The organism is Pedobacter sp. UBA5917 (genome assembly GCF_002432345.1).
In the GTDB taxonomy this organism is placed as follows: Bacteria; Bacteroidota; Bacteroidia; order Sphingobacteriales; family Sphingobacteriaceae; genus Pedobacter.
The window spans coordinates 1-18,825 of sequence record NZ_DJDT01000100.1 but is presented as its reverse complement, the minus strand read 5'-3'; the positions used below and the strand labels follow the sequence as shown (position 1 = coordinate 18,825).

Genomic DNA, 18,825 nt, shown 5'->3' with positions numbered 1-18,825 from the left:
TGATAAACCAAAGGAGATGACGCCCCTTTTGATTAAGACATAGCAGGAGTTCTCCATGTTTTCTGTGCATCCTTGGCTGTTTAAATTGCACAAAGAGTAATACTATTTCGGTTGGTGGGACACCAACCGATAAACCAGTTAACAAAAAACCGTAAGAGTAACCAGCTCTTACGGCGCATGTACAGTATTAACCCACCATACTAAGGGCTGAGAATATTTTTAATAACCAGCTGAATTTTATTAATATTTAGACATTTAAATTCTAGCCTCCTTTTTCTAACGCGATCGTCATGCTGAATTTATTTCAGCATCTATCATGCTAGATAGACCCTGAAATAAGTTCAGGGTGACGACCTGGTCTTACTGCGCTTCTATTTTAAGCACCACACTGGTTCTGCTTTGGTTTATATCAGGGTTAAAACCAATTTTCATCAGGAAATCGCCGGTATAGGTTTTAGTATTATCAATCGATGATTTGGTACCCGGATATACATTGATTTCGGAGATTTTATACTTTTTAGCAGCGTCTAAACCATTAAACCTGATCGGCAGTTTACTCGCTTCTCCGTAACGGTTGTTTACCAGATAGTTGAATACGATACCCGTTTTTTTATCTTCGGTAAGGTATAACATCGAAGCTACACTGTTTTCGCGTGGGTTCGATAACCTGTACTGATCGCCCTGCCAGATTACCGGTTTAACCTCGTTATAGGTTTTAATGGCATCCTGGCAAAAAGCTAAATCGTTCGGTGCTAAATGACCTACCACAATATCGAATCCCATTTTACCCATCATGGCTACGTCGGTACGGAACTTGATCGGTTGTTTGCCCCAATCGGTAACATGGTTGGAACTCGAAATGGCCGGATAGAAATAAGAATATTCCCATTGCATAAAAATACGCTCTAAAGGATCGGTATTATCGCTTGGCCAAAACTCGGTGAAGTATTGTAAAGCACCATAATCTACCCTGCCGCCACCGCCAGAACATAACATCATCGGTACAGTTGGGTATTTCTTTCTGATGCGCTCGAGCACTTTGTACAATCCGCGTACATAGTCGATATAAAAGTGTGATTGGTTTTTAAGGGTTGCCGAATGTGCATTGTAAATTACTGCATTGCAATCCCATTTAATGTAGGCCAGCTCAGGGTTTTTGGTAAAAAGATCATCAACCACACCGAAAACAAAATCCTGTACTTTTGAGTTGGTTAAATCGAGCACCAGTTGGTTACGGAAGTAAAACTCTTCCCTTTTGGCTTCTTTTACCACCCAATCAGGATGTTTTTCGTAAAGTTCGCTTTTAGGGTTTACCATTTCCGGCTCAATCCAGATCCCGAATTTTACATCGTTGTTTTTGGCTTCTTTTACCAATGAGGCGATCCCGTTAGGCAGTTTCTTTTTGTTTTCGTCCCAATCGCCCAAACCGGCAACATCGCCGTTTCGTGGGTATTTGTTTGCAAACCAGCCATCATCAAGCAAAAACATATCAACACCAAGTTTTTTGGTATCTTTTATCAATCCAAACAGTTTGTTTTCGTCGAAATCGAAATAAGTGGCTTCCCAGTTGTTCAGCAAAGTTAACCTTGTGCCTTTACCATCCAATAAACGGTAATTACGTGCCCACGATTGCAGGTTCCTGCTTGCTGTGCCTTTACCGGTACTCGATAAAGTGGTAAGGAAAGCCGGTGTCGTAAAAACCTCATTCGGTTTTAAAGTATAAGCCGATGCATAATTATTGATGCCTGAAATAATCCTTAAATTATCGAGATGATCCAGTTCTAAATCGGTACGGAAGTTGCCGCTATAAGCCAGTGTGCCATAAAGCACGGTACCTTCGTTTTCTGTAGCAGGTTTATTCATCGATACCATAAAAACAGAAGGCTGGAAGAGGTTTGCACGTGTACCAAGTTTCGAATCGAGTGTTTTTATGCCGTGGGTAATTTTACTTTCTTCGGGCTGCATTTCTTTCGCCCAATCGCCATGGTACTGGGTAAGGAAAAAGGAACCTCCCCTTAAATAGAGATTGGCAGAAGCAAACTTGTGCAGGGTTACGTTGCCCTTCTCGTTATTTTTGATCTCGCTCCACTGCTCTACCACGTTTTCGTTATAATAAACTTTGTAATAAAGGGTAGTTTCGAGGTTATATACGGGATCTTTTAATACAATACTGGTAATGGAAACATTATCAGATTCTTTTTTCACACTGTGACTTACGTAATGCAGATCGAGCGAATTATTACCATCAGCATGGGTAACGGTAATGGCGGGTTCGAATAAATTCCTTGTGCCCGAAGTGGTATAGGCCTCGTCGTTTACGCCGGTATAATCGCTTCCCTGTTTATAGGAATTTAAAATATTGGCGTAATCGCTCTGCGAAGCCAGTTTTGGCCCGTAATACACCATTTTAACATTGGTTTTGGTATCTGCCTGTAGAACAATGGCATTTTGTTTTGTTTCAATAGGTATAACCGTTTGCGATTTTACCTCCAGCAAGCATAACATTAGGCCCGAAAATAAAGTGACTGATAGTTTCATATAATATAGGTTCTCTGAATAAACGATCTGTAATTAAGGATGTATAACGATGGCAAAACCTCCACCCTTTGCCATATTAAGGGGCAGTACGGTTTTCTGGTTCACAGTAATGGTTTTATAGCTATAGGCGGTAGCATCGGTGTTGGCATTTGGCGCATCGCTGTAAATTTCGGCCTGGAACTGTCCTGATGGCAGGAAAGAGAAATCGACGCTCACCTGATGTTCATTCCAATTGCCCATACCGCCAACATACCAGTTTTTACCTTTTCTTTTGGCCATTACCACTTCTTCGCCCAATTTTGCCGAGAGTGCTTTTTCTTCGTCGTAAACCGTTGGCACTGCAGATAAATAGCGCATAATGGTATCTTCCTTCATATAGGCGCTTGGCGAATCGGATAACATGGCCAATGGCTGGTGATAGATGATATACATGGCCAATTCGTGGCAACGTGTGCCCTGCCCTGAAGGCAATCCCGGATCAACAGGTTTAAAAGTTTCTTTGGTTTTGTTGCGCATTGCACCCGGCGTATAATCAAACGGACCTGCCAGCATACGGATAAAAGGTGTTAAGAGGTGCAGATCGGGATTAATGGTATAATCCCATTTATCGGATTCGGCACCCCTTACCGCTTCATAGTTCACAATATTCGGGTAGGTTTTTTCGAGACCCGTGGGTTTACTGCAACCGTGAAAGTTGATCATCAGTTTTCTTTTGGCCGCTGCCCTTGCAATGATTTCAAACCATTTAATGGCTTCCTGATCGTCGCGATCGATAAAATCTACCTTTAAACCTCCTGCACCCAAAGATTGTACAAAATCGAGGTTTTTATCCAGATCTTTAAGTAAGGTAGTGGCCACGCACCATAAAAACACCCCTACATTTTTCGATTTCGCATTAGCGATAACCGCTTTGATATCATTTTTAGGATTGATTTTAGTCAGGTCGTAATTGTTAGACCAACCTGCATCAACCATTAAATACTCAAGTTTATATTTAGCGGCAAAATCGACATAATAGTTATACAGTGCAGTATTCCGGTTATCCATTCCAGATGGGATCGGAGCCCCCGGCAATAGGGCATCGTGCCACCATTCCCAGGCTGCTTTGCCGGGTTTTATCCATTGGGTATCTTTAATTTTTGATGGTGTAGCCAGTTCGGTAACAAGGTGATTGGTTAACAATTGTTTATCATCTGTAGCAATAATAGCAATACGCCACGGGTAGCTCCGTTCGCCGCTTGTTTTGGCAATAAAAGGATGGCGCTGTTTTACTACAGAAACAAAATTGCCCCAACTGCCCAACTGTGAATAAGAAGGTAGTTGCGCCCATTCGCCAATAAAACCGGCTTTTTCTTTTTTAACATACATGCCCGGGTAATCGAAAAGATCAGATTCGGCAACAATTACCTTTGTACCATCTTTATAAGCAAAAAGTGCCGGTGTGGTAGCCCTTTTCCCTGCCGGGATGGCTTCTACAGCGTCCGATTTGGTATAAATACCCTCCCAGGTTGTGTAGGTATCAGTTTCCTGCAATACGGCCGCAGCACTGGGCTGTACATTAAAGGTGGCGGTTTCGTTAATCACCTTTACCGAATCTTTTAAATGAGTGATAAAACGATAAGCAAAACCCTCGTTGTACAACCTGAAAACCACATCGTAACGTTTGCCAAAGCTTAGGGTTAAGGCATTGTAGCGCGCCGTTTTCTGGTTTAATGTTTTATCGGGAATATCGCCGCTACCCAGGTTTTCACTATCCATTTCGATGCCGATGGGTGAAAAAGCAATAATTTCCTTTTGTTTTAAATTAACCGAATAGCCCAAAGATTTGCCGGTACTAATGTTTACACCAATGTTTCCATCGGGTGAGCTTAGGATATATTTTTTCTGTGCAAAGGTTATCTGAGCAATTAAAAAGAGTATTAAAAAAATTGGTAAAAAACGTCTCGTCATCATATCGTATCGAACTGGTAAATAATTTTCTGTTGGTAAACTGCTCCTTTTTCTATGGTTACGGAGGGTGCTAGCTGTTGGTTTGGCGCATCGGGATAATGCTGGCACTCGAGGCATAAGCCATTAAACGCGGCATAAGGTTTACCCTGGTGACCAAGCCCCGTGGTACCCAAAAAGTCGCCGGTGTATAACAACACGCCATAACTATCGGTAAACACCTTTAAGCTTCGTCCCGATGGGGCATGCGAAAGCTCGGCGGCCAGAACAAGCGCTGTTGGCGATGGCTTTTGGAGCAGGTAATAATTATTGAGGCCTTTGTTGTTATTTTCGGTAATTACTTCGGCTATTTGTTGCCCGTTAAAAGTATTTTTAAGTGTAGAAACAATTTTTCCGGTTGGGAGATACTCGCTATCCATTTCCAGCATTTTTTCGGCAGGAATGTATAGGTGGTGATCGAAAATATCACTTTGTTTGCCGCTTAAATTAAAATAGGCATGATTGGTTAAACTTACGATGGTTTTTTGGTTCGAATGAGCTTTGAAATTGATTAAAATTTCGTTTTTATCCGTTAGTTCGTAAGATACCGAGCAATGCAAATCGCCGGGAAAACCGCCTTCCCCTTCGCCGCTGTACAAGGTAAAAATCACCTTATTGTCTTCTGTATGATAGTTGAATAATTTATTACTAAAACCGTAAGCACCGCTGTGGTTGGTGTTTGATCCATCGTTGGTATCCAGTTGAAAGGTTTTACCATCCAGCACAAACTTACCCCCGGCTATGCGGTTGGCAAAACGGCCAATGGTTGCCCCAAGATAATTCTGATCATCAAAATAATCTTCCAATTGAGCAAAACCCAACACCACATCGGCAAGCTGACCATTTTTATCGGGCATAAGTGCCGACACCAGGGTAGCGCCATAATTGCTAAGCGAAATGGACGCTCCGTGTTTATTGCTTATTTTAATGAGTTTAGCCTCATTAAGCCCGGTGATGATATTATCTTCTTTTGTATTGGTAATGTTCATTATCTGTTTTTGGTAGGTTGAGCGGTAAATTACTTTGCTTAACCTGTTTTTTTTGAAGAAACCACATTGATGAGTTTCCCGTTTACTTTAACTTTTACCGGGCTTCCGTTGGCCGAAAAAACCTGGTAATGGGTTACCATACCATCTTTCCAGCTTAAATTAACGGTATAGTTACCCCTCGCTTTTAAACCTTTAATACTTCCGTGTTTTTTCCAGGCATCGGGTATGGCAGGTAGTAAATTGATGTAACCTTCGTGACTCTGGATCAGCATTTCGGCGATACCGGCAGTAGCACCAAAGTTGCCATCAATCTGGAAAGGTGGCCCCGCCGAAAGGAGGTTATCGTATACTCCCCCACCGGCACCATAGTTAATATCAGTACGTTGTGTAGGTTTTAACAACTCCCTAAACAGTTTAAAAGCCCTGTTCCCATCGCGCAACCTTGCCCAGAACAATAGTTTATAGGCAATAGACCAGCTCGGCCCGTCGTCTCCACGTACATTTAGCGTTTTTTTCGAGGCTTCGGCCAGATCTGGTGTAGCATCTACGGTGATTAATGAAGCGGGATATAAACCATATAAGTGCGAAATATGACGGTGCTGCTGGTCGGTTTCTTTATAATCTTCAATCCATTCCATAATCCGGCCATCTTTCGAAACCCTTCCGGCAGGTGGAAGCAAGCTTAATTTATGCTGAAGCGATTTCTGCAGTTCTACATCCAGGTTCAGTGTTTTAGCGGCATCGATTACGTTTGTAAAGAGTTCGCGTACAATCTGGTTATCAATGGTTGGCCCGATGGTTACATTGGCTGTTTTACCATTGGGCATGTAAAAACTGTTCTCGGGCGATACAGATGGCGCTGTCATCATCCAGCCGGTTTTTGGGTCGGCAACCAATACGCTGCTGTAAAACTGTGCCGAACCTTTAATAATCGGGTATATTTTTTTGAGGTAATTGATGTCTTTGCTAAAAGCATAATGATCCCAGAGGTTATTGCATAACCAGCCCGAACCTGCATTGGCAACACCCCATGAGGCACTTTCGCCAGGCTCAGTGAAACCCCAGATATTGGTAATTACGTGTGCAATCCAACCATCGGCATTATAATAGGCTTTTGCTGTTTTTTGTCCGTTGGGTACCATATTTCCCACTAGATCCGCCAAAGGAAGGTTCAGTTCTGATAAATTGACTACTTCTAATGGCCAATGGTTCATCTGCACGTTCACATCCAAATGGTAATCGCCGTTCCATGGGGTGTGGATCTGGTTTGCCCAAAGCCCCTGCAGGTTTGGCGGCAAAAGCCCTACACGTGTGCTCGAAATACTCAGGTATCTTCCGTACTGAAAAAACAGGGCAGGTAACTGTAAATCGGCTTCGGGATTTTTATAGTATAAGGCCAGTCGCTTATCGGTAGTTAAGGCGCTATTTTCGCCTGTTCCAAGATCAATATCCAACCTGTTGAACAACTTCTGAAAAACTTGTTGGTGTTTTAATTTTTCGATAGCGTAATCCTGTTTTAAGGCTTTGTTGAGCAAAAGTATTGCGTTCTGTCTGAATTTTTCGTCTTTATAACTGGTTTTAGTCGATAGGTAAATGGTCAATACATTGGCTTTTGTTATTTCCAATGCTTTACCATCTTTACTGATTTTACCACCGGAAACTACAGGCTCCAACAAGGTGAGATATTCCATACCTTTGCCATCGATACCGTTATCCAGCTGACCTGAAAGCTCAATCCCATTTCCTTTTACCTGGCTCTCGCTCCTTTCCGGGCGGCTAAGCGAAAGTTTACAGTTGATCTGTCCGGGTTTATCGGCTGTAATCCTGATGATGGCCACATCGCCACTAAAACTGGTAAAGTATTCCCTTTTAAAATGTACGTTATTGATGGTAAAATCGGTAATGGCAAGGGAATTGTTCAATTGAAGTTCCCTTTTGTAAGTTGTTGGATTTTTATCCTTTCCCTCATACTGATATTTGATATCGAGGTTGCCCAGCATTTGGAAACAGCCCCAATTGGCCCCACCTGATCCTTTTCCTGTACATACAAAATTCTGGTTCACCAGGTTTTGGGCCTCGTCGTTTTTACCTTCGAGAATCAGTTTCCTGATTTCGGGCAGGTTTTTATAGGCTTCATAATTGTTAGCATCCTGTGGTGCGCCAGACCAAAGGGTAATATCATTCAGTACTACCTGTTCGTTATTTACACCACCATCGGGCATCATGCCCAAACGGCCATTGCCCAGTGGAAGCGTTTCTTCCCAACGGCCTGCAGGTTTATCGTACCAAAGCTTAAATGGCTTATTTTGTGCAAAAGCTGTTGAGAGAGCAGAAAGTGAAATAATTAAGGTGTAAATCAGTTTTTTCATTTGCTGTGTGGGCAATCGGGATCGGATATTTTAGCTACGCCATCTTAACAGGGTGTTAAAATTGGCGTAGCAGACTAGATTAGTTACGTTTATAAAATGTGAATTCGCTAAAGTGGAGATAACTTTCGCCACCCCAGGTTTCGAGTACTTTAAAGCGCAGGTACCTGTATGTTGTGATATTGGTGGGGAAAGTAAATTTCTCACCTGCCTGTGCAAATGCTTTATCTGCGTCGGTATTTTGCCCTTTGGGTAAACCCGACGGTTTGAAAGAGGTAAAGGTTTGAAGTTTTGTCCAACTACCCCAAGTACCATCTGAATTTGGATTATTACTGCCCCAAACTTCGAACACTTTTAAATTACCAACACTATACAAAGCACTTTCACGCTGCCAAAGTCTAAAATTATCCAATTGCACCTGCTGGCCCATATCGAAAGTAAACCATTGCGGCATGCCCGATCCTCCGGTATGGAAACCCTGGTCCTGACCTTTGATATTGTCCCACACGCGTGGCAATACCCAGCCATATTCAGAGGCAATATCAGTTGGCAGTCTTAATTCTTTAAACAGCGACTTATCGCACTCTGTAACTTTGATAATGGTCGGGAAATCAGAAAACTGTGCTGCATTAAATGCATCAATCGATCCAATTTCAGGATAGTAAGAAGAGCGATATTGAATATTAGTACCCAATTTATAATTTGGGATAATAATAGCATTATCATCTGCCAACAACTGCCTTTCTTCAATAGCACCCGTACTGTTGGTGTAACGGATGGTAGTAGCCACATTCATGGTATCCCTTTTATTAAAGTTTAGGCGTAAGGTACCATCTGCCAGGAAAGTATAAGGCTCGGTAGTGTTTACGCTTCTATTAAGCAAAGTTGAAATATAAGTTGCGCCATATACCCTTACGTTATTGATTTCGGTTGCAATGGATTTATTGCCATCACTATCATAAGATACCACCGAAAAGGCGTATACGTACTCATCAAGATTTGGGATAATTACTTTTACCACATCACTCGGGTTGTGCGAAGTGGCAGGCACCTCTAATTTACTTGCACCATTGTTCCAGGTAATTACATATTTGGTGATACTCGGATCGGGACTCGGGTTCCAAACCAGCTGTGCCCGCAGATTACCTGTATTGTAACCTGCTTTGGCAATTTTACCCGAATATTTAATCTCTTTGTTATCCAGGAAAGCTTTATAATCATCAGCATACTTTTTACAGCAAAAGAAAGCAATGGATATGAAGCAGATGAGCGAAATTTTAACTATAGTTTTCATGATCTATTTTCTTATATACTGATTACTACTGAACACTTCCGTACAGATTGATCTCCAATGCGTGTACATAATCTAAACCGCCCCAGGTTTGGGTAACCTCGTATCTAAGGTATTTAACCGGCTGGGCCGTACGCGGCATTTTAAAGTTTACCCCTTTGGCCACAAATGCTTTATCGGCATCATTGGCCTGGCTAGGCGATAAACCTGAAGGTGGATTTGGGAAAACAAAATTGCCCAGGTTAATCCAGTCGCCGGCAACGGTACCTTCTGCGGATCCGGTAGGTAAAGGAGAATCGGCAGGATTGGTTTTAGTTGAACCCCAGAAAGTAAATTTGCGGGTATTCTGATAACCATAGTATTCGTTTGGCCTCTGCCAGATTACAAAACGGCTTATTTTTGCAGTTACACCCAGGCTCATGGTACCAAAAGTACGTGGCGAGCTTAAGGTATGCCAGCCGGGTTCGCCCAAACTGCCATCAAAGAAGTATTTGAAATCCCATCCCGGATAAATCGGCGCATCACTTGGTAAACGATATGTTGTCATTTTACTCTTATCCAATAAGGATTCGAACAGCGGAGTAAGGGTTTTGATTACGGTATCGGAAGTATTGCCAAAACGGTCTTTAGTGTATACCCCCACTTTGTAAGGCACCGGGTTAAGGTTGCGGATGGATACATCAATTGTATCGGAGCTTACATACTCCGGATCCTGCTCATCAAACGATTTTGTTTTATCGTTGTACACTAAAAGGTGTACAGAAAGCGGCGCCCTGTTCGGGTTTAAACCAAAGAAATTGGCCCCGCCAAAATCGGGCGTAATGTTGAATGCAGTATTAACGGCAATATAATTGGGAGTTTTAGGATGCACTTTTACTACAACCGGATCAGACATTACATTGGCACGGCTAACCGCATATAAAGTAACATCATAATCCTTCTCCCTTGCAAAACCATCAACCATAATGGTATCGGTATAATAACTCGATTTGGTTTCCCTTGTGCGGTTATCATTAATAGAATAGCGGGCCAAAACGTACAAAAGGTTTTTCGAATTGGGCAAGCTATAGGTAATCCTTGCAGCACCATCGATGTTTTCCACTTTGGCGTTGTTTATCGGACCCGGTTTTGTCATATCGTCGGAAACAGCCTGGAAACTATTCTCCTCTGTTTTACAAGAAGCAAAAAATAGGGTTACCAGGGCCACCATTAACGTCAAAAACACAAGGTTTTTTCTGTAATTAATCTTTTTCATAATCTATAATTGAATATTAATCTTCAAAATTGATGTCTACCAGAATGGATTCTGTACGAGGTTCTCATTGATCACCACTTCAGAATTTTTAATCGGCCAGAAATAATCCTTTACACCGAAAAACGGCACGGCAACTGTTCTGGGGCGATAATAATTTACGGCACTACCTTCGTTCACATTCCAGCCCTGCAATGGTCTGCTTAACACACCCTGCAACTCTTTCCAGCGGCGCAAATCCCATCCGGCCTGACCTTCGAAACAAAGTTCAATCCTTCTTTCCTGGTGGATAATCTCACGTCGGCCTTCTTTGGTATCTGGTTTTGTAGGGTTTTTAGAATAGTTTTGCCAAGAGGTTGCAACACCCTGCAAACCTGCCCTGGTGCGCACTTTATCTACATAGGCCAATATATCGGCTTTAGGGGCAACGCCTTCTTCATTCAATGCTTCTGCGTAAAGTAAATACAGACCGCCAAGGCGCACCACCGGTATATAAAATGTTTCGAACTGGATACCATTGTTCATTATCGACAGGTAAGGCACCAGTTTTTTAGGCCAATAGCCAGTTATGTTGGTGGCAAACTGACTTTTTGGGCCGGCTATGGCAAATGGCCCTCTCGCCTGTACATAAAAGGCATCGCTTTCGTTACGTTTATCGTTTCCGAACCAGATACCGCCATCGAAACCTAAATCGGCATAAAACCTTGGCTCGCGGTTAAAGTTTGCCTTTGCGGTTTCGTAACCCAATTTGATATAGGATTGATTATCGGCATCACCAAATTGAGTGGTATTACGGTTGGCATAATCAAATGCACCAGTGTTATCCTCGTTGATAGGCACACCGTTTTTAGTGTAGAACAGCTCGGTGGTTGAAAGTGGAACCGACCAGTTAGAAGGCTGCTCGTTACCAAAAGCAACGGCATCGGAGGTTAATTTAGGAAATACATAGCCCTGATAATCAAAACCATACTGTGATCCCCAGATCAACTCCGGGTTCTGATCGCGTTTTTCGCCAATTACCATCTGTATGGTAAGCACGCGTTTCAATTTATCCGAAACATTTTCTACTTTATTGGTCGGTACCAGGTTGTACAATGCTCCGCCCTGCTTTTCAAACTCATCAATGGCAGCTTTACAGGCTTTTGCGGCCAGGCTCCATTTTTGCGGATCAACAGCAGTAGAAAACAGGTTTTTACCGTCTTTATCTTTAAAACTTGCAAAATCGGGGTTGCCGTTAAACAATGGGCTTGCTGCAGTGGTTAATGCTTCTGCTTTTAAAGCAAGTCCCATCGATCTGGTGGCACGGCCATACTCTAAAAGTGGATTTACCACAACCGATGGCAGATCAACAACAGCTTCGTTAAGCAATTGATCTACATAAGCGAAAGACTCATCAACAGTAGCGCGTTTAACCTTTGTATTTTCAATAGGGCCATCAATAGGACGGTTTTCTTTGATCAATACAATCGGTCCGTACAGCCTGATGAGGTAGTAATGGTAATAAGCCTTTAAAAATTTGATTTCGGCAATCCATCTCTTCTTTTCATCATCTTTAAGGTCGTAAGGTTTATTGATGTTTTCGAGCATAATGTTACACCTTCTCAGCGCAACATAGATATTCTGTCCGCCGTTATTACCTGTCCAATGATCGATTACCGGGCTTGATACATTCTGTACTCCACCCCTAATGAGCTTAAAACCCGGACCTGTAATTTTATTGAAAGGATTATCATCAAGGTTTGGATAGATAATTTCGGACGAGGTAACAAAGCCTACATTGTTTACCACCTCGCGGTTCAAGCTCTGAAAGGCGTTGTAACAACCGAAAAGGTAGTTTTCTGCCTCGTTCCTGTTCGAAAAGGCATAATCAAGCGTACCAACGTTATTGGGAACAACATCCAGATATTTTTTACATGATGTGCCAGCGATAGAAAGCACAACCAGGCAGATCACTTTATAATAGAATTTCATATCTTTTATTTTTTCTGTTAGCATTATAACCCCACATTTAACCCAAAATTGAATACCTTCTGGATCGGATAAGCAAATCCATTGCCGCCCAGTTCGGGATCCCACATTTTAAATTTGCTCCAGGTAACCAGGTTTAAACCGTTCAGGTAAACACGGCAGTTAGAAAGCCTTAAAGTTTTTAGTAGATTTTTTGGAAGGGTATAACCGATCTCAACCGATTTTAACCTGATAAAACTTCCATCCCTTAACCACCACGAACTCGATTGAAGGTTATTGGCCACTACGGCCGAACTGGTACCCAAACGTGGATAAGTAGCATACAGGTTCTGGTTCTCTTCAGACCAGTGGCTATCTGCATATGACTGTAGTACCTGTGCCCTACCTTCTACATAAGCTACGTTACGCTCCAAAAACGGACTTGTTGTTTTGGGATCGATGAAAAAGGATACCCTGGCCTGGCCCTGGAAGAATGCAGAAAGATCGAAACCTTTATAACCGGTTGAGAAACCAAAACCGTATACAATTTCGGGGGTGGTAGGATAACCCATAAATGCCATATCAAGATCATCGATCCTTCCATCGCCGTTTAAATCGCGGTATTTAATATCTCCTCCTCTTGGCACAGCACCCGTAATTACGTTGCCATAAACATCACTGGTATTAAACTGTTGTGTTGGTGAGTTTTTCACCTCGGCATCATCCACAAACAAACGTTCGGCGATGTAACCATAACCCCTACTGATCGGCTGACCGATAAAATGTCTCCAGGTTTCAGGATAGTTTGGTTCTTCGATATAACCGTATTTGTTGGTAGAATAAGTAAAGTTACCACGCACAGCGCCCCAAAGTCCATTGTTAAATGTCTGCTTATAATCCACAGATAAATCCAATCCTTTCGAATCTACTTCACCAAGGTTGGTTAATACATCCGTTTCGAAACCTTCGGTTGAAGGGATATTACGTTTACGAAGGATATCGTAACGGTGGTTTTTATAGATCTCTGCAATAACGTTCAAATTTTTCAACAAGGTAAATTCCGCAGCCAGATTGGTCTGTCTGGATGTTTCCCAAGTGATATTGGAGTTGGCATAACTCCTGATGGATACACCGTTTAGCTGGTTACCGTTGTTAATACCAAACTGTGCAAAGTTTCCACCGTTAAGGTTAACATCCGAAAGGTAGAAAAAGCGCTGCGAACCAATGGCATCGTTACCTACCAAACCATGACTAAAGCGTACTTTTAGGCGGCTAATAATATCATTTTTAGGCCAGAAAGCTTCGTTTGATGGTACCCATGCACCGCCGATAGTAGGGAAAAACCCGTAACGGTGTTCTGCAGAGAAACGTTCAGATCCGTTTAAACCGAAGTTAAACTCTACAAAATACCTGTCTTTAAATGAATAGGTAGCACGGCCTGCCACCCCCATGTTACGGAAAGGCAACGAATATGGCAATGTAGTGGTATTGGTACGCGGATCTTTTGCACTTGAGTACAAAGTTTGCTGTATTGTACCAATAATGGTTGAACTTACGGTATGGTTTCCGAATTTACGGTTATAATCCAAAGCACCCTGGAAATAGAAAAAAGAGTTGGCGTTAGGCTCGCTCCTGTTGTATACCAGGTATTCGGTAGGCACGTTATTGCTTACGTTGTTTTTAGGATTTAACCACGTTAATGCATAAGTATTCGATACTTTATCATAGCTATCGGCACTGTAAAAATAAGGCGAGTATGCCAGCTGCGAATCGAAATAAGAATACCTGTTGGTATTAAATACGGTTCTTAGTTTTAAGCCTTCGGTAATGAATTTAAAATCCTGGTTAAGCTCCAACTGTGCCGACATGCGCGATTCGGAAGAACTTTTATGCCCTTTTAAAAGCTGCGCATAAGGGTTTCCGTTCGGATAAAGGATACTGTTGTTCTTGGTGCCATCAGGACCGCCCACGTTACCGAACAAAATATGGTTTGCACCTGCATTTGCCGCATCGGCAGGGTAATAGGCAGGGAACAGCACCGGACTGGCGTGAGAAGCAATGGCATATAAATCGGACGCGAAAGAACCATCAAGGGTAATTGGCCCGTTATAATCGCTAAAAGTACCCGAGAGCCTTACAATCAGCTCCGTTGTTTTGCTCAGGTTGATATTAACGTTTGAACGTAACTGGTAGTTTTTAAAGTTTACGTTGTTCTCGTTATTATTGCGGATATCTGTTTTTAAGATCCCGTTATCAATGTTGTACGAACCGGAAACGTAATACTTGGCTACACCTCCACCACCACTGATACTTAAGTTGTTACGCTGGGTGGTGGCATTCTTTTTAAATAACATATCAATCCAGTCAACCGCAGGGTATACATATTGATTGCTACCCGGACTGTTATTCATTGTAGCACGGGTATTGTCTATTTTGGTTTGGTTAAAAGGCAATGGCAAAGTTGGGTTACGTGTTAACGAAGCCTCGTTATACAATTCCATATACTGGATCGGATCTACCAGATTGAGGGTTTGTGTAGATTGCGATAAAGAATATTCGGAACGGAAATTGATTTTGGCCTTACCCTCCCTACCTTCTTTTGTACTTACCAAAATTACACCGTTTGCACCACGTGCACCATAAAGTGCTGTGGCACTGGCATCTTTTAAGATAGAGAAACTGGCAATATCGTCGGTTTGTAAACGGGCAAGATCGTTGGGTGTTAACTCCACGTTATCGATCAAAATCAATGGATCCTGTTTATAACCGAATGTGGTTACCCCACGGATAAAGAAAGAGGCATTATCCTGCCCAGGCTGGCCGCTGCGCTGGTAGGCAATAATACCGGCGGCCTGCCCCGCGAGTGCCGCGGTAAGGTTACTTGCTGGTATTTTTAAATCGCCCGGCTTAATGGTGGTTACCGAACCCACAACGGCTTCTTTCCGCTGTTTCTGGCCCATTGCGGTAATTACCACCTCATCGGCCATTTGTACAACCGATTCTTTTAACACTACATTATATACAGTGCTTTCGGTTACCACGATCCGCTTTGCGGTATAACCTACCAGGGCTACACGGAGTGCACCGCCTTTGGCCACATCGATTACAAACTTACCGTTGTTATCGGTCTGTGTACCGGCTTTACTGTTTTCAACGGTTATGGTTACACCGGGTAAAGCCACGCCTGTAGTGTCTCTTACGGTACCGGTAACAGTTGTTTTAGTCTGCGCAGTTACCTGCAGACCCATCAAAACAAAGAACAAAAACGGGATGCATTTTAACACATTTAGAAAAACATGTTTCCGGCAGAGCCACCTAATGTCCGAATTAGTAAAAAATGACTTCATAAATTATTTGGTTAGGGATTTTAGATATTGTTTTGTGTATTCGCGCAGTTCATTTTAGTTATGCCTGGTGGATACGGTAAAACTTTGTGCAGTTTGGGAATTTTGTAGGGGTATAATCATATCAGTTATATTTGGTTTGGTAAACTTAGGATAGATCACTTCCTTATAAAATGGATAAACCCAAAAAAAAGATGGACAATACGATCATTGACCAGAAATTTTGTACTGATAAAAAAAATATCAATTTTTGTATAAAATCAATTCAGTTTTAAATCATAAATACCTATATTGTTACGCTTTAGCCATAAATCCGTTATCAATACGTTTATAGTTAATGCTAACCAAATCCAAGTATATCCCATTCTTCTTAAAATTTAATGGAGCAAAAAATCATTGAGCCAAGAAAAAAAATCAAAGAGGGTTTTATCGGCCAGAAACGTATTGTACTTCCGCCCAACATCAGGAAGAGGATCGTTAACAACCCTATTGTTAAAACTTTTTACTTAACCGCAATCGGCCATTATCCTAAGGCAGCCAACCACGATATCGAAAGGAAATCGGGCAGTAAGGACTATATTTTCATCTACTGTACTGAAGGTTTTGGTTACATCAATATTCTGGGCAAAAAACTGTTGTTAAGCCCAAACTCGTATTACATTATCCCAAAAAATGTAAGTCACAGGTATCAGAGTCACGAAACCAGTCCATGGAGTATTTTTTGGGCGCATTTTAGTGGCGACATTGCAGAAAGCATATTTAACCGTTTTGCTGAGGGCAACTTAACACAGGTGCAGGAAGTACCTTTTGTAGAAAGCCGTATTAAACAGTTTAACCTGATTTATACTTTACTGGAGCAGAGTGTTGATGAAAAGGACATGGAGATTATCAATATCAAACTGCTGAATTTTATGTCGTCGTTTATTTATTATAAAGAGGTAAATCCTGATGTGTACAATAGTAACTCCATCAGTAAATCGATTCTTTATATGAAGAAAAACCTGAAGGAAAAATTTACGGTTGAGGACCTGGCCATACAGCAGAATTTATCGGCATCACACTACCTCAGATCCTTTAAACAGAAAACAGGCAGTTCGCCCATTAATTATTTTAACCAGCTTAAAATACAGGAATCGTGTCAATACCTATATTTTAGCGATATGAGTATTAAAGAAATCTGCGCGGAGCTGGGTTTTTCTGATCAATATTACTTTTCGAGGTTGTTTAAACTCATTACGGGTACTTCGCCATCGCGGTATAAGAAGTTGCATAAGCGGTAACTTTTTTAACCTTTAACCGCAAAGTGCGCAGAGAAAGAATGCGCAAAGGACGCAAAGTTAGTTGAGCGCCGTCACCCTGAATTTATTTCAGGGTCTATATTGCAGGAAAAATGCTGACAAGCGAAGAATTTTAGCCCCATCTTACATCATTTAATTCCGTGTTAATCCGTGCATCCGTGGCTAATCTTTCCAAAAACTCCAATAAAACAACCGTCATCTGGACCAGAACTCAGATCCTTCGACTACGCTCAGGATGACAACTTAATAAAACGGCCGTCATCTCGACTGGAGCAAAGCGGAATGCCCGCCTGCTTCGGGTAGGGAGAGATCTACCTCGAGATAGATTTTGCTTCGCAGAGCCTGCAGGTTCTCGACTGCGCTCGAAATGACGACAATTCTGGTAACTTTTTGCATTTTGGGTCCCGCTGATAGCGCTGATCTCGCAGAATCTTGTTTCCATTTTCCATCAGCAATCATACATTTTCCATCATTTAATTCCGTGTTAATCCGTGCATCCGTGGCTAATCTTTCCAAAACTCCATTAAAACCGTCATCTCGACCGGAACGCAGTGGAGCGGAGAGATCTATTCTGCGTGAAAGACCCTGAAACAAGTTCAGGGTGACGATCGCATTAGTAGATGCTAAAATGACGATGTAGCTGAAAACAACGGATTTCTCCTAAAATACCCTCCACCTTCAAAATTTACCGAATAATCGCTCTTAAAGTGGGTGCTTTTCTGATAATAATCGGTAGTGATAACCTGCGCACCTGATTTACATGCGGCTTCGAAGTAAGACCGGTCGTTGGTTCGGGCTTGTTTCGTATCAATATCGGCACGGGTACGGATGATGTATCCCTGCTTAACCAAAGCTGGAATACCGGGATCTTTTGCATCATTTCTGAACATGATTGCTGCTTCCGGGTTCCCGGGATCGGCATTTGCAAACAGCACACGGCCTTTTAAACTGGGGTGATCTTTGATATATAATGATCGTTTTGCACCCTGTGCATCGAGTACAAAAATAAATTTGCCCCTGGCCGATTTTAAGGTTGGCCAATTGCCTTTTAATACGGCTTCTTCAAGTGTTTGATATTTCCCTCTCACCTGATCGGGAACAATTAAATGTTTTTTCTCTAAACCATCGATAATGGTTTTATCCAGTTCGTTAAAAGTGGCCTGTTCAAATTTTTCGGGCGGCGTAAAACCTTCCTTTTTAATTGTATCGTCTTTTGCCTCGAGTGTAATAAATACAGGAGTATGATCGGGATGTTGTTCAGACCATGCCCTGAGCTGGAGCAATACCTCTTTTAATGTAGCGGCATTGCTCCGAAAATCAAGGTCGGGTATATGTAGGATCTTAAAACCTGGTGCATTCATTTTGCCTTCTACATCGTAAGCTTTCTGGCCTTTTGCCCATTCCAAACCTTTCGGATGGCTATAACGCCCACCTTTGGCATCGGCATAAACATCTATCTCCAGGTTTCGTAAACCTAAATCAAGTTGGGCAGGATAAGCGGGATGTTCATAATCCAGTTTACTGGCAGATACGGAATCTTTTTGTTGGAAAATTTTAAATAAAGCTGGTTCAATAGCCTGTTTAAAACTATTGTGGGAACCGATCACCTGAATTTTGTTGATCGGCAGATCGTCGTCACCTCCTTTTATCAAAAGGAATACCGTAAGCAGTAAACTGGAGCAAAAAATACTTTTCATATTATGGGTTAATATCCCTGGTTCTGTTTAATCGATTTGGTTACATCAAGCGTTGCCTGTGGGATCGGGAAAATCCTCCTGAACGGTTGTGTAACTGGTTTCGCACTGAAAGGTAAC

General features: G+C 42.1%; 10 protein-coding genes. 1 reads left to right on the top strand and 9 read right to left on the bottom strand.

Annotated elements, in window-relative coordinates; all coding sequences use genetic code 11:
• Positions 1-360: 360 nt before the first annotated feature.
• The 8 genes from B2V92_RS06215 to B2V92_RS06180 all read right to left on the bottom strand — a co-directional run bounded on the left by B2V92_RS06215 (position 361) and on the right by B2V92_RS06180 (position 15,716).
• On the bottom strand, positions 361-2,538 hold the full coding sequence (locus tag B2V92_RS06215) for an alpha-galactosidase (RefSeq protein ID WP_293305851.1): 2,178 nt from the start codon (positions 2,536-2,538) through the stop codon (positions 361-363).
• A 33-nt stretch (positions 2,539-2,571) separates the two neighbouring features.
• Entirely contained in the window at positions 2,572-4,491 is a 1,920-nt protein-coding gene (locus B2V92_RS06210) for a glycoside hydrolase family 97 protein (RefSeq protein ID WP_293305849.1), read from the bottom strand.
• Entirely contained in the window at positions 4,488-5,513 is a 1,026-nt protein-coding gene (locus B2V92_RS06205) for an aldose epimerase family protein (RefSeq protein WP_293305847.1), read from the bottom strand. The genes B2V92_RS06210 and B2V92_RS06205 overlap by 4 nt, the downstream gene beginning before the upstream one ends.
• Before the next feature lie 38 nt (positions 5,514-5,551).
• Positions 5,552-7,882, bottom strand: coding sequence for a glycoside hydrolase family 95 protein (locus B2V92_RS06200; RefSeq protein WP_293305845.1), 2,331 nt, complete (start codon positions 7,880-7,882; stop codon positions 5,552-5,554).
• A 79-nt stretch (positions 7,883-7,961) separates the two neighbouring features.
• A complete protein-coding gene (locus tag B2V92_RS06195; RefSeq protein WP_293305843.1) occupies positions 7,962-9,173 on the bottom strand; it encodes a DUF4998 domain-containing protein in 1,212 nt (403 codons plus the stop codon).
• Positions 9,174-9,198: 25 nt separating this feature from the next.
• Positions 9,199-10,425, bottom strand: a complete 1,227-nt coding sequence (locus B2V92_RS06190) for a DUF4959 domain-containing protein (RefSeq protein WP_293305841.1) — start codon at positions 10,423-10,425, stop codon at positions 9,199-9,201.
• A 36-nt stretch (positions 10,426-10,461) separates the two neighbouring features.
• Positions 10,462-12,393, bottom strand: a complete 1,932-nt coding sequence (locus B2V92_RS06185; protein WP_293305839.1) for a RagB/SusD family nutrient uptake outer membrane protein — start codon at positions 12,391-12,393, stop codon at positions 10,462-10,464.
• Positions 12,394-12,416: 23 nt separating this feature from the next.
• Positions 12,417-15,716 carry a SusC/RagA family TonB-linked outer membrane protein gene (locus B2V92_RS06180; RefSeq protein WP_293305837.1) on the bottom strand — a complete coding sequence of 1,100 codons (3,300 nt, stop codon included), beginning with the start codon at positions 15,714-15,716 and terminating at the stop codon, positions 12,417-12,419.
• Between the two features lie 377 nt (positions 15,717-16,093).
• On the opposite strand from B2V92_RS06180, the gene B2V92_RS06175 reads away from it, so the two are divergent.
• Positions 16,094-16,993, top strand: coding sequence for an AraC family transcriptional regulator (locus tag B2V92_RS06175; protein WP_293305835.1), 900 nt, complete (start codon positions 16,094-16,096; stop codon positions 16,991-16,993).
• Positions 16,994-17,634: 641 nt separating this feature from the next.
• Here B2V92_RS06175 and B2V92_RS06170 read toward each other — a convergent pair.
• Entirely contained in the window at positions 17,635-18,708 is a 1,074-nt protein-coding gene (locus B2V92_RS06170) for a phosphatidylinositol-specific phospholipase C1-like protein (RefSeq protein ID WP_293305833.1), read from the bottom strand.
• Positions 18,709-18,825: the final 117 nt, after the last annotated feature.

What these genes read in the sequence shown, in the direction of transcription:
- B2V92_RS06215 (WP_293305851.1), bottom strand. Translation starts at nt 2,538, where the DNA reads ATGAAACTATCAGTCACTTTATTTTCGGGCCTAATGTTATGCTTGCTG.
- B2V92_RS06210 (WP_293305849.1), bottom strand. Translation starts at nt 4,491, where the DNA reads ATGATGACGAGACGTTTTTTACCAATTTTTTTAATACTCTTTTTAATT.
- B2V92_RS06205 (WP_293305847.1), bottom strand. Translation starts at nt 5,513, where the DNA reads ATGAACATTACCAATACAAAAGAAGATAATATCATCACCGGGCTTAAT.
- B2V92_RS06200 (WP_293305845.1), bottom strand. Translation starts at nt 7,882, where the DNA reads ATGAAAAAACTGATTTACACCTTAATTATTTCACTTTCTGCTCTCTCA.
- B2V92_RS06195 (WP_293305843.1), bottom strand. Translation starts at nt 9,173, where the DNA reads ATGAAAACTATAGTTAAAATTTCGCTCATCTGCTTCATATCCATTGCT.
- B2V92_RS06190 (WP_293305841.1), bottom strand. Translation starts at nt 10,425, where the DNA reads ATGAAAAAGATTAATTACAGAAAAAACCTTGTGTTTTTGACGTTAATG.
- B2V92_RS06185 (WP_293305839.1), bottom strand. Translation starts at nt 12,393, where the DNA reads ATGAAATTCTATTATAAAGTGATCTGCCTGGTTGTGCTTTCTATCGCT.
- B2V92_RS06180 (WP_293305837.1), bottom strand. Translation starts at nt 15,716, where the DNA reads ATGAAGTCATTTTTTACTAATTCGGACATTAGGTGGCTCTGCCGGAAA.
- B2V92_RS06175 (WP_293305835.1), top strand. Translation starts at nt 16,094, where the DNA reads ATGGAGCAAAAAATCATTGAGCCAAGAAAAAAAATCAAAGAGGGTTTT.
- B2V92_RS06170 (WP_293305833.1), bottom strand. Translation starts at nt 18,708, where the DNA reads ATGAAAAGTATTTTTTGCTCCAGTTTACTGCTTACGGTATTCCTTTTG.